13 protein-coding genes are annotated in these 13,765 nt (G+C 67.0%); 2 read left to right on the plus strand and 11 right to left on the minus strand.

The annotated features are described in order from the left end of the window. Nucleotides 1-612: RraA family protein (locus C9E82_RS22625; RefSeq protein WP_119900580.1), on the minus strand; the 612-nt coding region annotated here is incomplete at its 3' end. A 7-nt stretch (nucleotides 613-619) separates the two neighbouring features. Continuing rightward, nucleotides 620-2,353: an L-arabinonate dehydratase gene (gene araD / locus C9E82_RS22630; protein WP_119900581.1), complete on the minus strand. Its 1,734-nt coding sequence runs from the start codon at nucleotides 2,351-2,353 to the stop codon at nucleotides 620-622. Between the two features lie 143 nt (nucleotides 2,354-2,496). Between araD and C9E82_RS22635 the strand changes: the two genes are divergently transcribed. After that, a complete protein-coding gene (locus C9E82_RS22635) occupies nucleotides 2,497-3,210 on the plus strand; it encodes a GntR family transcriptional regulator (protein WP_119900582.1) in 714 nt (237 codons plus the stop codon). A 35-nt stretch (nucleotides 3,211-3,245) separates the two neighbouring features. Here C9E82_RS22635 and C9E82_RS22640 read toward each other — a convergent pair whose 3' ends face one another. From C9E82_RS22640 to C9E82_RS22670, 7 genes are all read right to left on the minus strand, one after another. Next, complete coding sequence (locus C9E82_RS22640; protein ID WP_119900583.1) at nucleotides 3,246-4,193, minus strand: 2-hydroxyacid dehydrogenase; 948 nt, start codon at nucleotides 4,191-4,193, stop codon at nucleotides 3,246-3,248. After that, nucleotides 4,190-5,824, minus strand: a complete 1,635-nt coding sequence (locus C9E82_RS22645; protein ID WP_119900584.1) for an ABC transporter ATP-binding protein — start codon at nucleotides 5,822-5,824, stop codon at nucleotides 4,190-4,192. The genes C9E82_RS22640 and C9E82_RS22645 overlap by 4 nt, the downstream gene beginning before the upstream one ends. Beyond that, the gene (locus C9E82_RS22650) at nucleotides 5,817-6,743 is read right to left on the minus strand and encodes an ABC transporter permease (RefSeq protein WP_119900585.1); all 927 of its coding nucleotides are present in this window, start codon (nucleotides 6,741-6,743) and stop codon (nucleotides 5,817-5,819) included. The genes C9E82_RS22645 and C9E82_RS22650 overlap by 8 nt, the downstream gene beginning before the upstream one ends. Nucleotides 6,744-6,746: 3 nt before the next feature. Beyond that, nucleotides 6,747-7,661 carry an ABC transporter permease gene (locus C9E82_RS22655; RefSeq protein WP_119900586.1) on the minus strand — a complete coding sequence of 305 codons (915 nt, stop codon included), beginning with the start codon at nucleotides 7,659-7,661 and terminating at the stop codon, nucleotides 6,747-6,749. Between the two features lie 182 nt (nucleotides 7,662-7,843). Further along, nucleotides 7,844-8,701, minus strand: a complete 858-nt coding sequence (locus C9E82_RS22660) for a DMT family transporter (protein ID WP_119900587.1) — start codon at nucleotides 8,699-8,701, stop codon at nucleotides 7,844-7,846. A 235-nt stretch (nucleotides 8,702-8,936) separates the two neighbouring features. Further along, complete coding sequence (locus C9E82_RS22665; protein WP_119900588.1) at nucleotides 8,937-10,766, minus strand: SLC13 family permease; 1,830 nt, start codon at nucleotides 10,764-10,766, stop codon at nucleotides 8,937-8,939. Nucleotides 10,767-10,937: 171 nt separating this feature from the next. After that, complete coding sequence (locus C9E82_RS22670) at nucleotides 10,938-11,270, minus strand: ArsR/SmtB family transcription factor (protein WP_240643670.1); 333 nt, start codon at nucleotides 11,268-11,270, stop codon at nucleotides 10,938-10,940. Nucleotides 11,271-11,310: 40 nt separating this feature from the next. Between C9E82_RS22670 and C9E82_RS22675 the strand changes: the two genes are divergently transcribed. After that, entirely contained in the window at nucleotides 11,311-12,123 is an 813-nt protein-coding gene (locus tag C9E82_RS22675) for an alpha/beta fold hydrolase (protein WP_119900590.1), read from the plus strand. A gap of 98 nt (nucleotides 12,124-12,221) precedes the next feature. Here C9E82_RS22675 and C9E82_RS22680 read toward each other — a convergent pair whose 3' ends face one another. Together C9E82_RS22680 and C9E82_RS22685 are read right to left on the minus strand one after the other, a co-directional pair. After that, nucleotides 12,222-12,695 carry a DUF6644 family protein gene (locus tag C9E82_RS22680; protein ID WP_119900591.1) on the minus strand — a complete coding sequence of 158 codons (474 nt, stop codon included), beginning with the start codon at nucleotides 12,693-12,695 and terminating at the stop codon, nucleotides 12,222-12,224. A gap of 4 nt (nucleotides 12,696-12,699) precedes the next feature. After that, a complete protein-coding gene (locus C9E82_RS22685) occupies nucleotides 12,700-13,146 on the minus strand; it encodes a DUF6152 family protein (RefSeq protein ID WP_244936065.1) in 447 nt (148 codons plus the stop codon). Nucleotides 13,147-13,765 lie beyond the last annotated feature (619 nt).

Raw genomic sequence — 13,765 nt, forward strand, 5'->3', positions numbered from 1 at the left:
AACGAAAGACCATCGAACATCGGCGCTTGCAGCACCGCAAGCTCGCCGCATAACATCAACCCCAAGACGAGGCCCGCTCTCCGCTAATCTAAGCCCCGATCTGAGCCAAATGTTCTGACGACGGACAATCGGGACATCGATGTCCAGCGCCTCGTGCAGCGTCAGGTTGGTGGGCGCCGACGCCTTGGCGAAATAGGCGGGCATGTCCAGCTTGCCGATGCCTTCCGCGTCGCGCATTCCCGCATCGGTGACGACCCCGGCCGCGCCGCGCAGGGCCAGCCGGGTGATCAGGATCGAGCCGGCCGTGGCCGCGCGGGCATCCTTGCGGCCGTCCATCACCAGCACATGGCCGGCCGGGCAGGTCTCGATGGCGACCCGCTGCGGGTGGTCGGGATCGCGGAAGACGGTGATCGGGTTGCGGTCCTCGCGCGCGGGGATGTAGCGCAGGGTGAAGGCCGGGCCGACCATGTTCTCATCCTTCGGCGCGACCGGCACCACGCCCTGGATGAACTGGTTGCGCAGCCCGCGCTTGTAGAGGGCCGTCGCGATCGAGGCCGTCGAGACCTGTTTCAGCTTCGCGCGGGTGTCGTCGGAAAGGATATGTCCGGTCATGATGTCCTCAGAAGATGTCGGGCTCGCCGGCGGCGCGGCCGAAGTCGGATTGCAGGAAGTCGAAGTCGCAGCCCTGGTCGGCCTGCGTCACGTGGCGCTGGAACATGTAGCCGTAGCCCCGTTCGTAATGCGGCCGGGGCGGCTGCCAGGCGGCGCGGCGCGCGGCCAGTTCCTCGTCCGGGACCAGCATGTCCAGCCGCCGCGCGGGCAGGTCCAGCCGCACGATGTCGCCGGTCCTCAGCAGGGCCAGCGGCCCGCCCACATGGGCCTCGGGCGCGACATGCAGCACGCAGGCCCCGTAGGACGTCCCCGACATCCGCGCATCGGATATGCGCAGCATGTCGCGGTGGCCCTGCCGGATCAGCGCCCTGGGGATCGGCAGCATCCCCCATTCGGGAAAGCCCGGCCCGCCCTGCGGCCCGGCATTGCGCAGCACCAGGACGTGATCCGGCGTGACCTGGAGATCCTCGTCCTCGACCGCCTTCTTCATCTCGGGATAGCTGTCGAAGACCAGCGCCGGGCCTTCGTGGACGTGGTATTTCGGATCGCAGGCGGCGGGCTTGATCACCGCGCCGTCGGGGCACAGGTTGCCGCGCAGCACCGCCAGCGAGCCCTCGGCATAGACCGGGTTGGACAGCGGCCGGATCACGTCCTCGTTCCAGACCTGCGCGCCCTCCAGGTTCGCGCCCATCGTCTTGCCGGTGACGGTCAGGCAGGAAAGCTCCAGCCGGTCGGCGATCTGCTTCATCAGCGCGCGCAGCCCGCCGGCGTAATAGAAATCCTCCATCAGGTAGTCCTTGCCCGAGGGCCGGACATTCGCGATCAGCGGCGTCACGCGGCCAAGCGCGTCCAGGTCGTCCAGCGTCAGGTTCACCCCCGCCCGCCGCGCCATCGCGATCAGATGGACCACCGCATTGGTCGAACAGCCCGTCGCCATCGCCACCACGGCGGCATTGCGGCAGGCCGCCTCGGTCACGATCCGGTCGGGGGTCAGGTCCTCCCAGACCATCTCGACGATGCGGCGGCCGCAATCCGCGCCCATGCGCTGGTGATTGCTGTCCACCGCCGGGATCGAGGACGCGCCCGGCAGCGTCAGGCCCATCGCATCGGCGATGGCGGTCATGGTCGAGGCCGTGCCCATCGTCATGCACACCCCGGCCGAGCGCGCGATGCCGCCCTGCACCCCCAGCCATTCGTCGTCTGAAATGTTCCCGGCGCGGCGTTCGTCCCAGTATTTCCACGCATCCGAGCCCGACCCCAGGATCTTGCCCGCGTAATTCCCGCGCAGCATCGGCCCGGCGGGCAGGTAGATCATCGGCACCCCGGCCGAGATCGCGCCCATCACCAGCCCCGGCGTGGTCTTGTCGCAGCCGCCCATCAGCACCACGCCATCCAGCGGGTGCGAGCGGATCATTTCCTCGGTCTCCATCGCCAGCATGTTGCGATACAGCATCGAGGTCGGCTTGGTGAAGCTTTCGTCCACCGACAGCGACGGCATCTCGACCGGCAAGCCGCCCGCCTGCAGCACGCCGCGCCGCACGTCCTTGGCGCGTTCGCGGAAATGCGAATGGCAGGTGTTCAGTTCCGACCAGGTGTTCAGGATGCCGATGACCGGCCTGTCGCGGAAATCCTCTTCCCCATAGCCAAGCTGCATCATCCGCGAGCGATGCCCGAAACTGCGCAGGTCATCCGGCGCAAACCAACGCGCCGAGCGCAGATCGCTGGGTTTCTTTCCGGCCATCCGTCCTCCTTCCGCGCCAGAATCGGTTTGGCGCGCCTTCATCAATACTAATATTTTAGTTTGGCAAGTATATCAACAGCTATATTTGTATTGTTGTGCACCAGATCGGGGCCAACTAGTATTTCGCCAGAAAGGGACACGACATGACCACATCGCTCGCCTCGACTTTCGGCCTGTCCGATCCCCATGCGGCGACCCTGCCGGGGGGCACGGTCCAGCGTGTCTATGACGATCTGCGCAAACGGATCATCACCCTGCAACTGCCGCCCGACACGACGCTTTCGCGCAACGAGCTGACCGAAACCTACGAGGTCAGCCAGACCCCCATCCGCGAGGCGATGCAGCTGCTGAAGCAGGAGGGCCTGGTCCGGATCTATCCGCAATCGAAGACCGTCGTGACCCGGATCGACGTGCCGCAGATCTACGAGGCGCATTTCCTGCGCGTGGCGCTGGAGACCGAGGTCTGCCGCAGGCTGGCCGGCGCGGGCGACAATGCCACCGTGACGCGGGCGCGATCCATCATCCGCATGCAGGAAGCGGTGGCCGACGATCCCGACCAGATCGCGATCTTCCAGGAACTGGACGAGCTGTTCCACCAGACCCTGTTCTCGGGCCTGAAGCGCGGCGGGCTGCACCAGCTGATCCGCGAACGCTCGGGCCATCTGGAGCGTATCCGCCGCCTGCATCTTCCCGAAAAGGGCAAGGTGCTGAACATCCTGGCAGGGCACCGGGCGATCATCGAGGCGATCGCGGCGGGCGACGAAGCCGCGGCGATCGATGCCATCCGCGCGCATCTCAGCCAGACCGTCGCCAAGGTCGAGGATCTGCGGCAGGAATTTCCGCATTACTTCGCCTGACAGAGCCAGGGGGCAGGCCCCGGCCCCTGCCCGGCTCAGTTCACCGGCGTCAGCAGCGGCTTGCCCGCGAAGAACGCCGCCAGGTTGTCCAGCGTCAGGCGTGCCATCGCGTGGCGGGTCTCTTCGGTCCCGCTGGCATGGTGCGGATAGAGCGTGACATTCGGCAGCGCCGTCAGCGCCGGGTCGGGTGCCGGCTCACAGCGGAACACGTCCAGCCCGGCCGCACCCAGCCGCCCTTCCCGCAAGGCACGGATCAGGGCCGTTTCGTCCACCACGCTTCCGCGAGAGACGTTGACCAGCGTCCCGGCCGGGCCAAGCGCGTCGATGACGGCAGCCGAGATCAGCCCCTCGGTCGCTGCGCCGCCCGGCGTCGCCACCAGCAGCACGTCGGCCCATGCCGCCAGCCCGACCGGCTCGGCGAAGTAATCGTGATCGACGCCCGCCTTCGGGTTGCGGCCCGAATAGCCGATGCTCATGCCCAACGCCGCGCAGCGCCTGGCGATGGCCATGCCGATATTTCCCAGCCCGACGATCCCCGCCCTCTTGCCCGCGGCCGCGGTCGTCAGCGGGAACATTCCCTTTCGCGCCCAGTCGCCCGAACGCACATAGGCGTCGGCCTCGATCAGCCTGCGCCGCGCCGCCAGCATCAGCAGCAGGGCGGCATCGGCCACGTCGTCGACCAGCGCGTCCGAGGTATTGGTCAGCCTGATCCCGCGACGGGTCATCTCGGCAAGGTCCATCTGCTCGAACCCGGCCGAGGAACAGGCGGCCAGCTTCAGCACCGGCAACCGGTCCAGCAGCGCCCCGTCCACGCTGACATGGCCGTTCACCACCATCGCCGTGCAGACCGGCCCGGCTTCCGCCAGGACCGCGTCGCGCCCGGCGGGCGAAGCTAGGTCCAGCCTGTGCAGGGTATAGAGACGCTCCAGCTCCTCCATCTGGCGGGGGCGCAGGGGATAGGCGACCAGAACATGGGGCTTCATGCGGGGATCCGTTCCTCTTGGCTTGCGCGCGCCTGCCGGCGGGCGGCCTGGACCTCGGGATCGGGGTCGAGGCTGGCCGCCAGCAGGGCGCGGGTATAGGGGTGGCCGGGAGCCTCGAAGATCTCGCGCACCGGGCCTTCGTCGACGATCTGCCCCGACTTCATGACGATGACGCGATCGGCGAAATCGCGGACCACCGGCAGGTCATGGGCGATGAACAGATAGGACAGGCCGAATTCGCGGCGCAACCCGTCCAGCAGCGCGATCACCTGCGCCTGGATCGACACGTCCAGCGCCGAGACCGCCTCGTCGCAGACGATCAGCTTCGGCTCCATCGCCAGGGCGCGGGCAATCGCGATGCGCTGGCGCTGCCCGCCCGAGAACTGGTGCGGATAGCGCGCGGCATGTTCGGGCCGCAGCCCGACCTTGACCAGCAGCTCGGCCACCCGCGCCTTCCATTGCGCCTTCGGCAGGATGTCGCGGTGGATGACCCAGGCCTCGGAGATCAGCTGGAATACCGTCATGCGCGGGTTCAGCGATTGCGTGGGGTCCTGAAAGACCATCTGCAGATCGCGGCGCAGGCCGAAGATCTGGCGCGGGGTCATCGTCATCAGGTCCTGGCCGCGATAGAGGATGCTGCCGCTGTCGGGATCGTCCAGCCGCAGGATCGCCCGCGCCAGCGTCGATTTGCCCGAGCCGCTTTCGCCCACGACCGCCACCGTCTCGCCCGGCATGATGGTCAGGCCGACCCCCTTCAGGGCGTGAAAGGCGCCGTAATGCTTGTGCAGGTTCTCGGCCCTCAGCAGCGGCGCGCCGCTGCGGTCGCGCGCCTGGGGCATCTGGCCCTTGCCGGGGGCGGCATCGATCAGCTTGCGGGTATAGGGGTGCTGCGGGTTGCGATAGACCTCGGCGGCAAGGCCGGTCTCGACGATCTGGCCGTTGTTCATCACCACCACGCGGTCGGCGATCTCGGCCACCACGCCCAGGTCGTGGGTGATCAGCAAAAGCCCCATGCCGGTTTCCTGCTGAAGCTCTTCCAGCAGCGCCAGCACCTGCGCCTGCACGGTCACGTCCAGCGCCGTCGTCGGCTCGTCCGCGATCAGGATGTCGGGCTTCATGGCCAGCGCCATGGCGATCATCAGCCGCTGGCGCTGCCCGCCCGAGAACTGATGCGGATACCTGCCCATCGCCGCCTGCGGATCGGGGATGCCGACCCGGCCCAGCAGTTCCAGCGCGCGGGCCTGCGCGTCGCGCGCCGCGCCGCCATGGGTGGTCACCATCTCGGCGATCTGCCAGCCGACCGTATAGACCGGGTTCAGATGCGCCAGCGGGTCCTGGAAGATCATCGCGATCCGGGCGCCGTTGATCCGGCGCCGCTCCTCGGCCGTCATCGCCAGCATGTCGCGACCGTTCAGCAGGACCCTGCCACTGGTGATGCGCCCCGGCGGCATGTCGATCAGGTTCATCACCGCCGAGGCCGAGACCGACTTGCCCGAGCCGCTTTCGCCCAGGATCGCCAGCGTCTCGCCCCGGTCCAGGTGCCAGCTGACGTTCTGCACCGCCTTCACCGTGCCCGCCGCGGTGTGGAACTCGACCGACAGGTCGCGGACTTCCAGCAGATGTTCAGCCATTCCTGCGTCCTCTCATTTCCAGCCGCCAGCGTTGGGCGGGGTCCAGCGCGATGCGCAGCCAGTTCGACAGAAGGTTCAGCGACAGCGTGGTCAGGATGATCGCCAGTCCCGGCCAGAAGCTCAGCCACCAGGCGGTGGTCAGGTATTGCCGGCCCTGGCTGACCATCAGGCCCCAGGTGATTTCCGGCGCCTGGATGCCGATGCCCAGGAACGAGAGCGAGCTTTCGGCCAGCATCACGAAGGCGAAATCCAGCGTCGCGATGGTGACCAGCGTGGGCAGGACCACCGGCAGGATGTGGCGAAAGACGATGCGGCGGTCCGAGGCGCCCATGACGCGGGCGGCCTGCACGAACATCCGCTCGCGGATCTCCAGCACCTCGGCGCGGGTGGTGCGCAGATAGACCGGGATGCGGGTGATCGCCAGCACGATGATGATGTTGGCGACCGAGGGCTCCAGCATGTAGAGGACGATCACCGCCAGCAGCAGCGAGGGAAAGGACATGATCACGTCGCCCAGCCGCATGATCCACTGCGCGGCGCGCTTGCGGCTGTAGCCCGCGACCAGCCCCAGCCCGCTGCCGATGACGGCCGAGCAAAGCACCGCCCCCGCCGCGACCATCATGGTGTTCTGCGCCGCGACGATGATTCTCAGCAGCAGCGGCCGGCCAAGCGCATCCGCCCCCAGCACATAGGCCCAGCCGTTCGACAGATCGAAGGGCGGCGCGTTGCGGCCGCGCAGGTTCTGGCGGGTCGCAAGATCGCCGAACAGCAGCGGCCCGACCAGCGCGCACAGCACGACGACCAGCAGGAACAGCGCCGCGAAGAAGGCCAGCTTGTCGGCCCACAGCATCGACAGCCACCGGCTGAAGGTGCTGCGGTCCCTGGGCTCGGACGGGGTCTGGATATCGGTCACGCTCATCTCTCAATACCGGATACGGGGATCGAGCGCGGCATAGGCCAGGTCGATCAGCAGGTTCATGATGAAGATCGCCAGCGCCGAGACCATGATCGCGGCCAGCACCACCGAGAAATCGCGCAGCAGGATGGAATCGATCATCAGCTTGCCGATGCCCGGAAAGCCGAAGATCGTCTCGATCACCACCGCGCCGTTCAGGATCGCGGCGGCCTGGTCGCCGATCACCGTGATGACCGGCAGCATGGCGTTGCGCAGCCCGTGTACGAAGATGATCGGCCGGGTGCGCACGCCCTTGGCCCGCGCGGTCTTCACATAGGCGGATCCCAGCACGCTGATCATCGAGCCGCGCACCACCTGCAGGATCAGGCCGAAGGGCCTCACGAACAGCACCGCCACCGGCAGCACCCAATGCAGGGCCGTGCCGGTCCCCGAGGTCGGCAGCCAGTGCAGGTTGACCGCGAAGATCACGATGGCGACGATCGCCAGCCAGAAATCCGGGGCCGAGGCGCCGATCAGCGAGAAGAAGGTGGCGATGCGGTCGAAGATGCCGCCGACCTTGAAGGCCGCCAGCGACCCGATGACGATCGCCGCCGCCGTCACTAGCGTCATGGTGATCGCGGCCAACCACAGCGTCCAGGTGAAGGCCTCCAGCACCACCTCCATCGCCGGGCGGGCCTGGCGGATCGAGTTGCCGAAATCGCCCCGCACCAGGGCGCCCACATAGCGGCCGAACTGGACGACCAAGGGGTCGTTGAAGCCGTGCAGTTCGCGGAACTGCTCGCGCATCTCGGTGGTGGCATCCAGCGGCAGGTACAGGTTCGTGGGGTCTCCGGTCAGCCGGGACAGGAAAAACACGAGAATGACGAGCCCCACCAGCGATATCGCGCTGGCCAGGGCTCGCTTGCCGATGAATGTCTTCATGTGGCCACCTTCCTCCCCCTCGGGTGTCGGCGGGGGCACGGCCGTGGCGCGGCTCCCCTTTTTCTGCTGCATCGCGCCGGTCGGCGCCTCCATCGCGTTCCGGGCCGGGCGGCGAATCACCGCCCTTAATCTGATATATTAGTATCTTTGTTATTTTTGTGAACCCGCTTTCGCAAGGCCGGTCATCTTCTGCGCATGATCCCGCCCCGGCTGGCGATGACGGTTCCCAGGATGATGACGGCGGCGCCGGCCCATGTGCTCCACGGGGGAAACTCGTCGAAGAACAGGAAGGCCAGCACCGCCACGGCCGGCAGGCGCAGGTAGTCCAGCGGCGCCAGGAAGGATGCCTCGGCCAGCGAAAAGGCACGGGTTATCAGCGACATGTTCAGCGCCCCCACCAGGCCCTGCGCGGCCAGCAGCAGCAATTGCGCGGGCGTCGGCGTGACCCAGACCGGCAGGGCGCCCAGAAGGCCCAGGGGCACCATCGCCAGCAGGTTCCACGCCACCAGGCGATCAGCACTGTCCAGGCGCGTCATGCGGCGCAGGACCAGCTGGATCACCGCGGTCAGGATCGCGCCGGCAAGGGCGCAGAGCAGCCAGGGATCGAAACTGCCGCCAGCCGGGCGGATGATGATCAGGATGCCCGCGAAACCGGACAGGATCGCGATGGCCCGCGCGGGATCGATCCGCTCGTTCAGGAAGAACCATGCGCCCAGGGTCAGGAAGATCGGCGTGGTGAAGGTGATGGCCGTGGCATCCGCCAGCGGCGCATGGGTGAAGGCCAGGAAGATCGCCACCAGCGACGCCTGTTTCAGCGCCGCGCGCAGCACATGCAGCCCGCGATAGGGCGAGGCGGCAAGATCCACGCGGGCCACGATCCAGGGCAGCACGACCATCAGGCCGAAGAACGCCCGGAAGAACGCGATCACCAGCGGATGCACCCCGCCGGCAAGCGTCCGCACGATCACCGCATCCAGCCCCGCCATGACCGCGGCAAGCAGCATCAGGCCAAGGGCGAGGCGGCGGTCCTGTCCGCTCATCGCGCCCCGCCGAAGGTGCCCGAGTCCCCTGCACGAGAAGGATTTCCTCGACACGCCTTGCTCGACGGGCCGGTGCTGCGACCGTCCAAATCGTCCTCCCCGCGATGGTTTATGGATATATTAATATATCAATTTCCCGCTTGTCCACAATGGCGCTGATGCAAGGGGCCTGACCGGCGGGGGTCACATGCCAAATCACCTCGGGCCTTGCAGCGCCCGTCGGGACGCCCTGAGATCACCCCGGATGGAACGGGAAGATCACCGGCACCAGCCCGATCGCGACGGCCAGGACGATGGCGACCAGCGGCATTCCGATCCGCGTGAAATCCCAGAACCTGTAGCCGCCCGGACCTATGACCAGGGTGTTGACGGGCGAGGACACCGGCGTCAGGAAGGCGGCCGATGCCGCCAGCGCCACGGTCATCGCGAAAGGATAGGGCGACACCCCGAGATCGGAGGCCAGCGCCAGCGCGACCGGCCCCATCAAGACCGCGGTCGCCGTGTTCGAGATGAACAGGCCAAGCATGGCCGTGGTCACGAAGATCACCGCCAGCGCGGCGCGGGGCGCCGAATCCCCGACCATGATCCGCAGCGCCTCGGCCGCCAGGTCGATGCCGCCCGTCTTCTGGAGCGCCAGCGAGAACGGCAGCATGCCGATGATCAGCACCAGGCTCTGCCAGTGGATCGAACGATAGGCCGAGGCCATGTCGACACAGCCGAAAAGCCCCATCAGCAGGCAGCCGATCAGCGCCGCCAGCACGTTAGGCACGATGCCGGTGATCATCATCAGGACGACAAGGGCCAGGATGGCGATGGCGGGAACGGCGCGGAAAGGCGCCTCCAGCAATTCGTCGATCTCGCCCGGCAGGGCCAGCACGACCAGGTCCCGGCCCTGATGGACCTGCCGGATCCGGCTCCAGGGACCGACCGACAGCAGCACGTCGCCGCCGCGCAGCACGGTCCGCGCGTCGACATCCCCGATCGGCTGGTTGTCGCGGCGCAGGCCGACGACGGCAAGGCCGTGGACCGACCGGAACCGCGACTGCGCGATGCTTCTGCCGACAAGCGGCGAGTCGGGCGGCACGATCAGCTCGGCCATGCCGATCTCTTGCGCGTGGTCGGTGAAGTAGCGCCCCGAGATGGGCAGCCGGCGCAGCCCGTGGCTGCTGCAGAAGGCCTCGATATCCGTGCCTTCCCCGAACACGTCCAGGAACAGGGCGTCCTCGGCCTGCAGGATGGTCTCGGCCCGCGGCTGGATCAGCCGCCGGCCATAGGTGGTCAACCGCTCGATGCCCAGGATGTTGATCCCCGCCGTCCCGCGCAGATCCAGCTGGTCCAGCCGCTTGCCGACCAGCCCCGACCGGGCCGACAGCTGCAGGCGGAACTCGCGCCCGGCCAGGCCATAGCTGGCGATCCAGTCGGCAAGCCTTGGCCGGCGGCTGTCCGCAGCCGGGCTTTCCGCCGCCAGCCAGCGCCGGGCGACCAGCATGTAGCCGATCCCAAGCAGCAGGATCGGCAGCCCGAACGGCGTGAAGTCGAAAAAGCCGAAGCCCTGATACCCCTCGCGCCGGAGCAGGCTGTCAAGCACGAGGTTCGGGGCCGTGGCGACCAGCGTCATCATCCCGCTGATCAGCGCCGCCGCGCTCAGCGGCATCATCAGCCGTCCCGGTGCCACCCCGATCTTCGCCGCGATCCGCAGCACGATGGGGATGAAGATCGCGACCACGCCGGTCGAGCTCATGAAGGCGCCGATCCCGGCGGCGGCCGCCATCAGCAGCGCGATCAGCCGCATCTCGGACGCGCCGGCATGGCGCACCAGCAGATCACCAGTGCGCTGCGCGACCCCGGTGCGCACAAGCGCCTCGCCCAGAACGAAAAGCGCCGCGATCAGGATGACATTGGGGTCGCTGAAGCCGGCCAGCGCCTCGTCGAGGGTGATGATGCCGGTCAGCGGCAGCGCCACCAGGGCCAGGATCGCGACCACGTCCATGCGCGGCCGGTTCAGCGCGAACATCGCAATCGCCGCAGCCAGCAGCACCAGGACAATCAGCAGTTCCGTCGCCATCTTCCCGCCTTTCGGACATGTCTCGTTTCCGGCTGCGCGCATCATGCGGCCGGGTCGACCTTCGGCAAGGCGACCCTCGGGCGTCAAGTCGCCCGTCGGGTAAGCCGTGACGCCGCGTGAAGATGGCCGTTCCGGGGGCCGGTCCTTGACCTGCCATGACGCCCGGAGCCCTCAGCTGCCGGTCGAGGCCGCGGAAACCTCCCGGCGCAGCCAATCCAGATAATCGCCGATCGCGCCCTCGTCCCGCTTGCAATAGGACCATTTCAGGTGCTTGCGCACGGTGATGAATCCCGCCTGCCTGAGAATGTCCAGATGTCTGCTGGCGGTCGGCTGGGCAACGGCAAGCGCCTTGGCGATCAGCGTCATGCACACGCCGAATTCCGCGGGATCAGCCGACCACTGCTGGCCGAAATGCCTGCCCGGCTGGGCCAGCAGTTGGAGAATCCGCAGCCGCTGTTCGCTGGCCATGGCCCTGATTTGCATTGATCTGTCCATGCCTTGCATCATATCGTCACTTAGCTAAATGACAATGCGAGTCGCTGCGATGCTGGAACTTCCGAACATCTCGATCATCGAAGGCAATGCCGTCCGCTGGGGCAGGATCGGCAACGGACCGCCACTGGTCGCCATCCACGGCACGCCTTTTTCCTCGCAGGTCTGGCGCCGGATCGTGCCGCAGCTTGCCGACCGCAGAACGGTCTACTACTTCGATCTGGTCGGCTATGGCCTGTCCGAGATGCGCGAGGGACAGGACGTATCGCTTGCCGTGCAGAACAGGGTCCTTGCCGCGCTGTTGGCCGAATGGGGCTTCGCGCGCCCGGACGTCCTGGCGCATGATTTCGGCGGGGCGACGGCGCTGCGCGCCTATTACCTGGACGGGGTTCGCTACGCCTCGCTGACGATCTTCGATGCGGTTGCCCTCGCGCCCTGGGGCTCGCCTTTCGTCCGGCATGTGCGCAAGCATGAAGCGGCGTTCGCCGGGATGCCGGACTACATGCACAAGGCGCTGCTGCGCGCCTATCTGCAGACGGCAGCGCATAATCCGCTGTCGGAGGAGGCCCTGGCCATCTACAGCGCCCCGTGGCTCGGGCCCGACGGCCAGGCGGGCTTCTACAGGCAGATCGCCCAGATGGACCAGCGTTACACGGACGAGGTCGAGCCACGCTATGACCGGCTGGATTGTCCCGTCACCGTCCTCTGGGGGCAGCAGGACGACTGGATCCCTTTTGAGAAAGGCGAGGCTCTGGCCGCGATGATCTCGGATCGCCCGCTGATCCCGGTTCCGGGTGCCGGGCATCTGGTGCAGGAAGATCGCCCGGAAGTCCTGGTGGCCGCGCTGCTGAAAAGCCTGGGCTGAACCTGACCGGCCGCTTCGTCCTGCCAAGCCACGGCGGCGAGGATGTCGCTGATGCAACGCCTCCAGCGCCCCCATGCCAGGCCTGCGCATCGCAGCGATCACAGGAAGCCGATCCACCGGCCCGACAGCAGCACCGAAAGCCAGACCATCAGCGACAAGGCCGCCAGAAACCGCGTGCGAGGGTCGGGGACGCCCGTCTCGACGGCCCGACGCCAGCGCCCTCCTCCATGCTGCGCGGCAATGGTCAGCATGCCGAGGCCGAGAAGCGCCATCTTCCAGCGAAAGGCGTCGTTCCGAAGATATTCGCTGGCGCTGACCGACAGCAAGCTGCCGCCGGTCAACAGCGCGATGCAGAGTCCCACGCCGGCCGTCCGCGACAGGAACGGCCCGACGATCCCGATCGGGCCGCTGCGAATGATCCCGACAAGCCGCAGGTCCAGCGGAATGATGGCGCCCAGCAACAGGCCGATGCCAAGGATATGCGCCGCATTCACGACCATGTAGAGATGGCCGGAGCCGCGCAATGCCCCGGCCAGGGCGGTTCCCTCATACCAGATCGCCAGGTCCTGCACGGGTTCAGTCGGCCTGGATGCGCTCGGGATACATGTCGTAGTTCTGTTCGTCGATCACGATGCGGACCGCCTTCATATGGGCGCGTTCGTGATCCTGGTTGCGGTTGCCGATGACGGTGATCGGGTCGCCGACCTGCGCGGTCTCGCCGGTGAAGCCCGAGCGCGCCGTCTGGTTCGGATTGCCGAGATCGACCTGCCAGACCGTGCCCTCGGCATCCCTGACCTGCAGGGTTGGATGCGGAGGGCTCATCGAAATGTCCTCGATCGTTCCCTCGAGGGTGATCTGCTCGCCATCGGCCCATGACCAGCCATGATGGGCGATGGCGGGAACGGTCGACAGCGTCAGGGCTGCGGCGAACGTCAGGGAAAGGAGATTCTGGGCGTGGATATGCATGTCGAACCTCTGCCGGCTGCGGCAGCGCGGTGGCGCGCCGATTGGTGGATGGACCATCATCATCCGCCAGCATCGACCATTTCCGGGTGACAATCGCGTGAGCCGGCGAACAGCACCCTCCCAGGTCGCGGGGCCGAAGCCACCGCTTCAAGGGGCAGGAGTGGCGTTGCGGGGGACCTGGAGAAACGACATAGGCATATCCGCCGCACTTCCGGTCCAAGCCCCGGATGGGCAGGCCGGCATCGGCGCGACGCAGGACGGGCGACATCACATGCGGTCCTTATCCCGTATAGCTTGACAATCTCTCCTGTCGCGCTGCCTTCCACGCAATCGACATAGGCTGCGATCAGCCGATCCATCGACACCGGCTTCATGCCCGGAAACAGGTGAGCGAAATCCCGGATCGAGTCGGCAACCATCGTCGGGCTCACGGCATTGATGCGCAGACCGCGCGGCAGCTCGATCGCCGCCGACAGAACGAAGCCATGCAAGCCGCCGCTGGTTACACCCGGCCAAGCTTCATCGGCGAAGATGCCGGTGGTCAGGGTGTGTCCGTCGTCAGAACATTTGGCTCAGATCGGGGCTTAGATTAGCGGAGAGCGGGCCTCGTCTTGGGGTTGATGTTATGCGGCGAGCTTGCGGTGCTGCAAGCGCCGATGTTCGATGGTCTTTCGTT

This window comes from Paracoccus sigandri, assembly GCF_003709565.1.
In the GTDB taxonomy this organism is placed as follows: Bacteria; Pseudomonadota; Alphaproteobacteria; order Rhodobacterales; family Rhodobacteraceae; genus Paracoccus; species Paracoccus siganidrum.

Bases quoted from the DNA above. Each gene is read 5' to 3' on its own strand.
- araD (WP_119900581.1), bottom strand. From the start codon at position 2,353: ATGGCCGGAAAGAAACCCAGCGATCTGCGCTCGGCGCGTTGGTTTGCG.
- C9E82_RS22635 (WP_119900582.1), top strand. From the start codon at position 2,497: ATGACCACATCGCTCGCCTCGACTTTCGGCCTGTCCGATCCCCATGCG.
- C9E82_RS22640 (WP_119900583.1), bottom strand. From the start codon at position 4,193: ATGAAGCCCCATGTTCTGGTCGCCTATCCCCTGCGCCCCCGCCAGATG.
- C9E82_RS22645 (WP_119900584.1), bottom strand. From the start codon at position 5,824: ATGGCTGAACATCTGCTGGAAGTCCGCGACCTGTCGGTCGAGTTCCAC.
- C9E82_RS22650 (WP_119900585.1), bottom strand. From the start codon at position 6,743: ATGAGCGTGACCGATATCCAGACCCCGTCCGAGCCCAGGGACCGCAGC.
- C9E82_RS22655 (WP_119900586.1), bottom strand. From the start codon at position 7,661: ATGAAGACATTCATCGGCAAGCGAGCCCTGGCCAGCGCGATATCGCTG.
- C9E82_RS22660 (WP_119900587.1), bottom strand. From the start codon at position 8,701: ATGAGCGGACAGGACCGCCGCCTCGCCCTTGGCCTGATGCTGCTTGCC.
- C9E82_RS22665 (WP_119900588.1), bottom strand. From the start codon at position 10,766: ATGGCGACGGAACTGCTGATTGTCCTGGTGCTGCTGGCTGCGGCGATT.
- C9E82_RS22670 (WP_240643670.1), bottom strand. From the start codon at position 11,270: ATGCAAGGCATGGACAGATCAATGCAAATCAGGGCCATGGCCAGCGAA.
- C9E82_RS22675 (WP_119900590.1), top strand. From the start codon at position 11,311: ATGCTGGAACTTCCGAACATCTCGATCATCGAAGGCAATGCCGTCCGC.
- C9E82_RS22685 (WP_244936065.1), bottom strand. From the start codon at position 13,146: ATGGTCCATCCACCAATCGGCGCGCCACCGCGCTGCCGCAGCCGGCAG.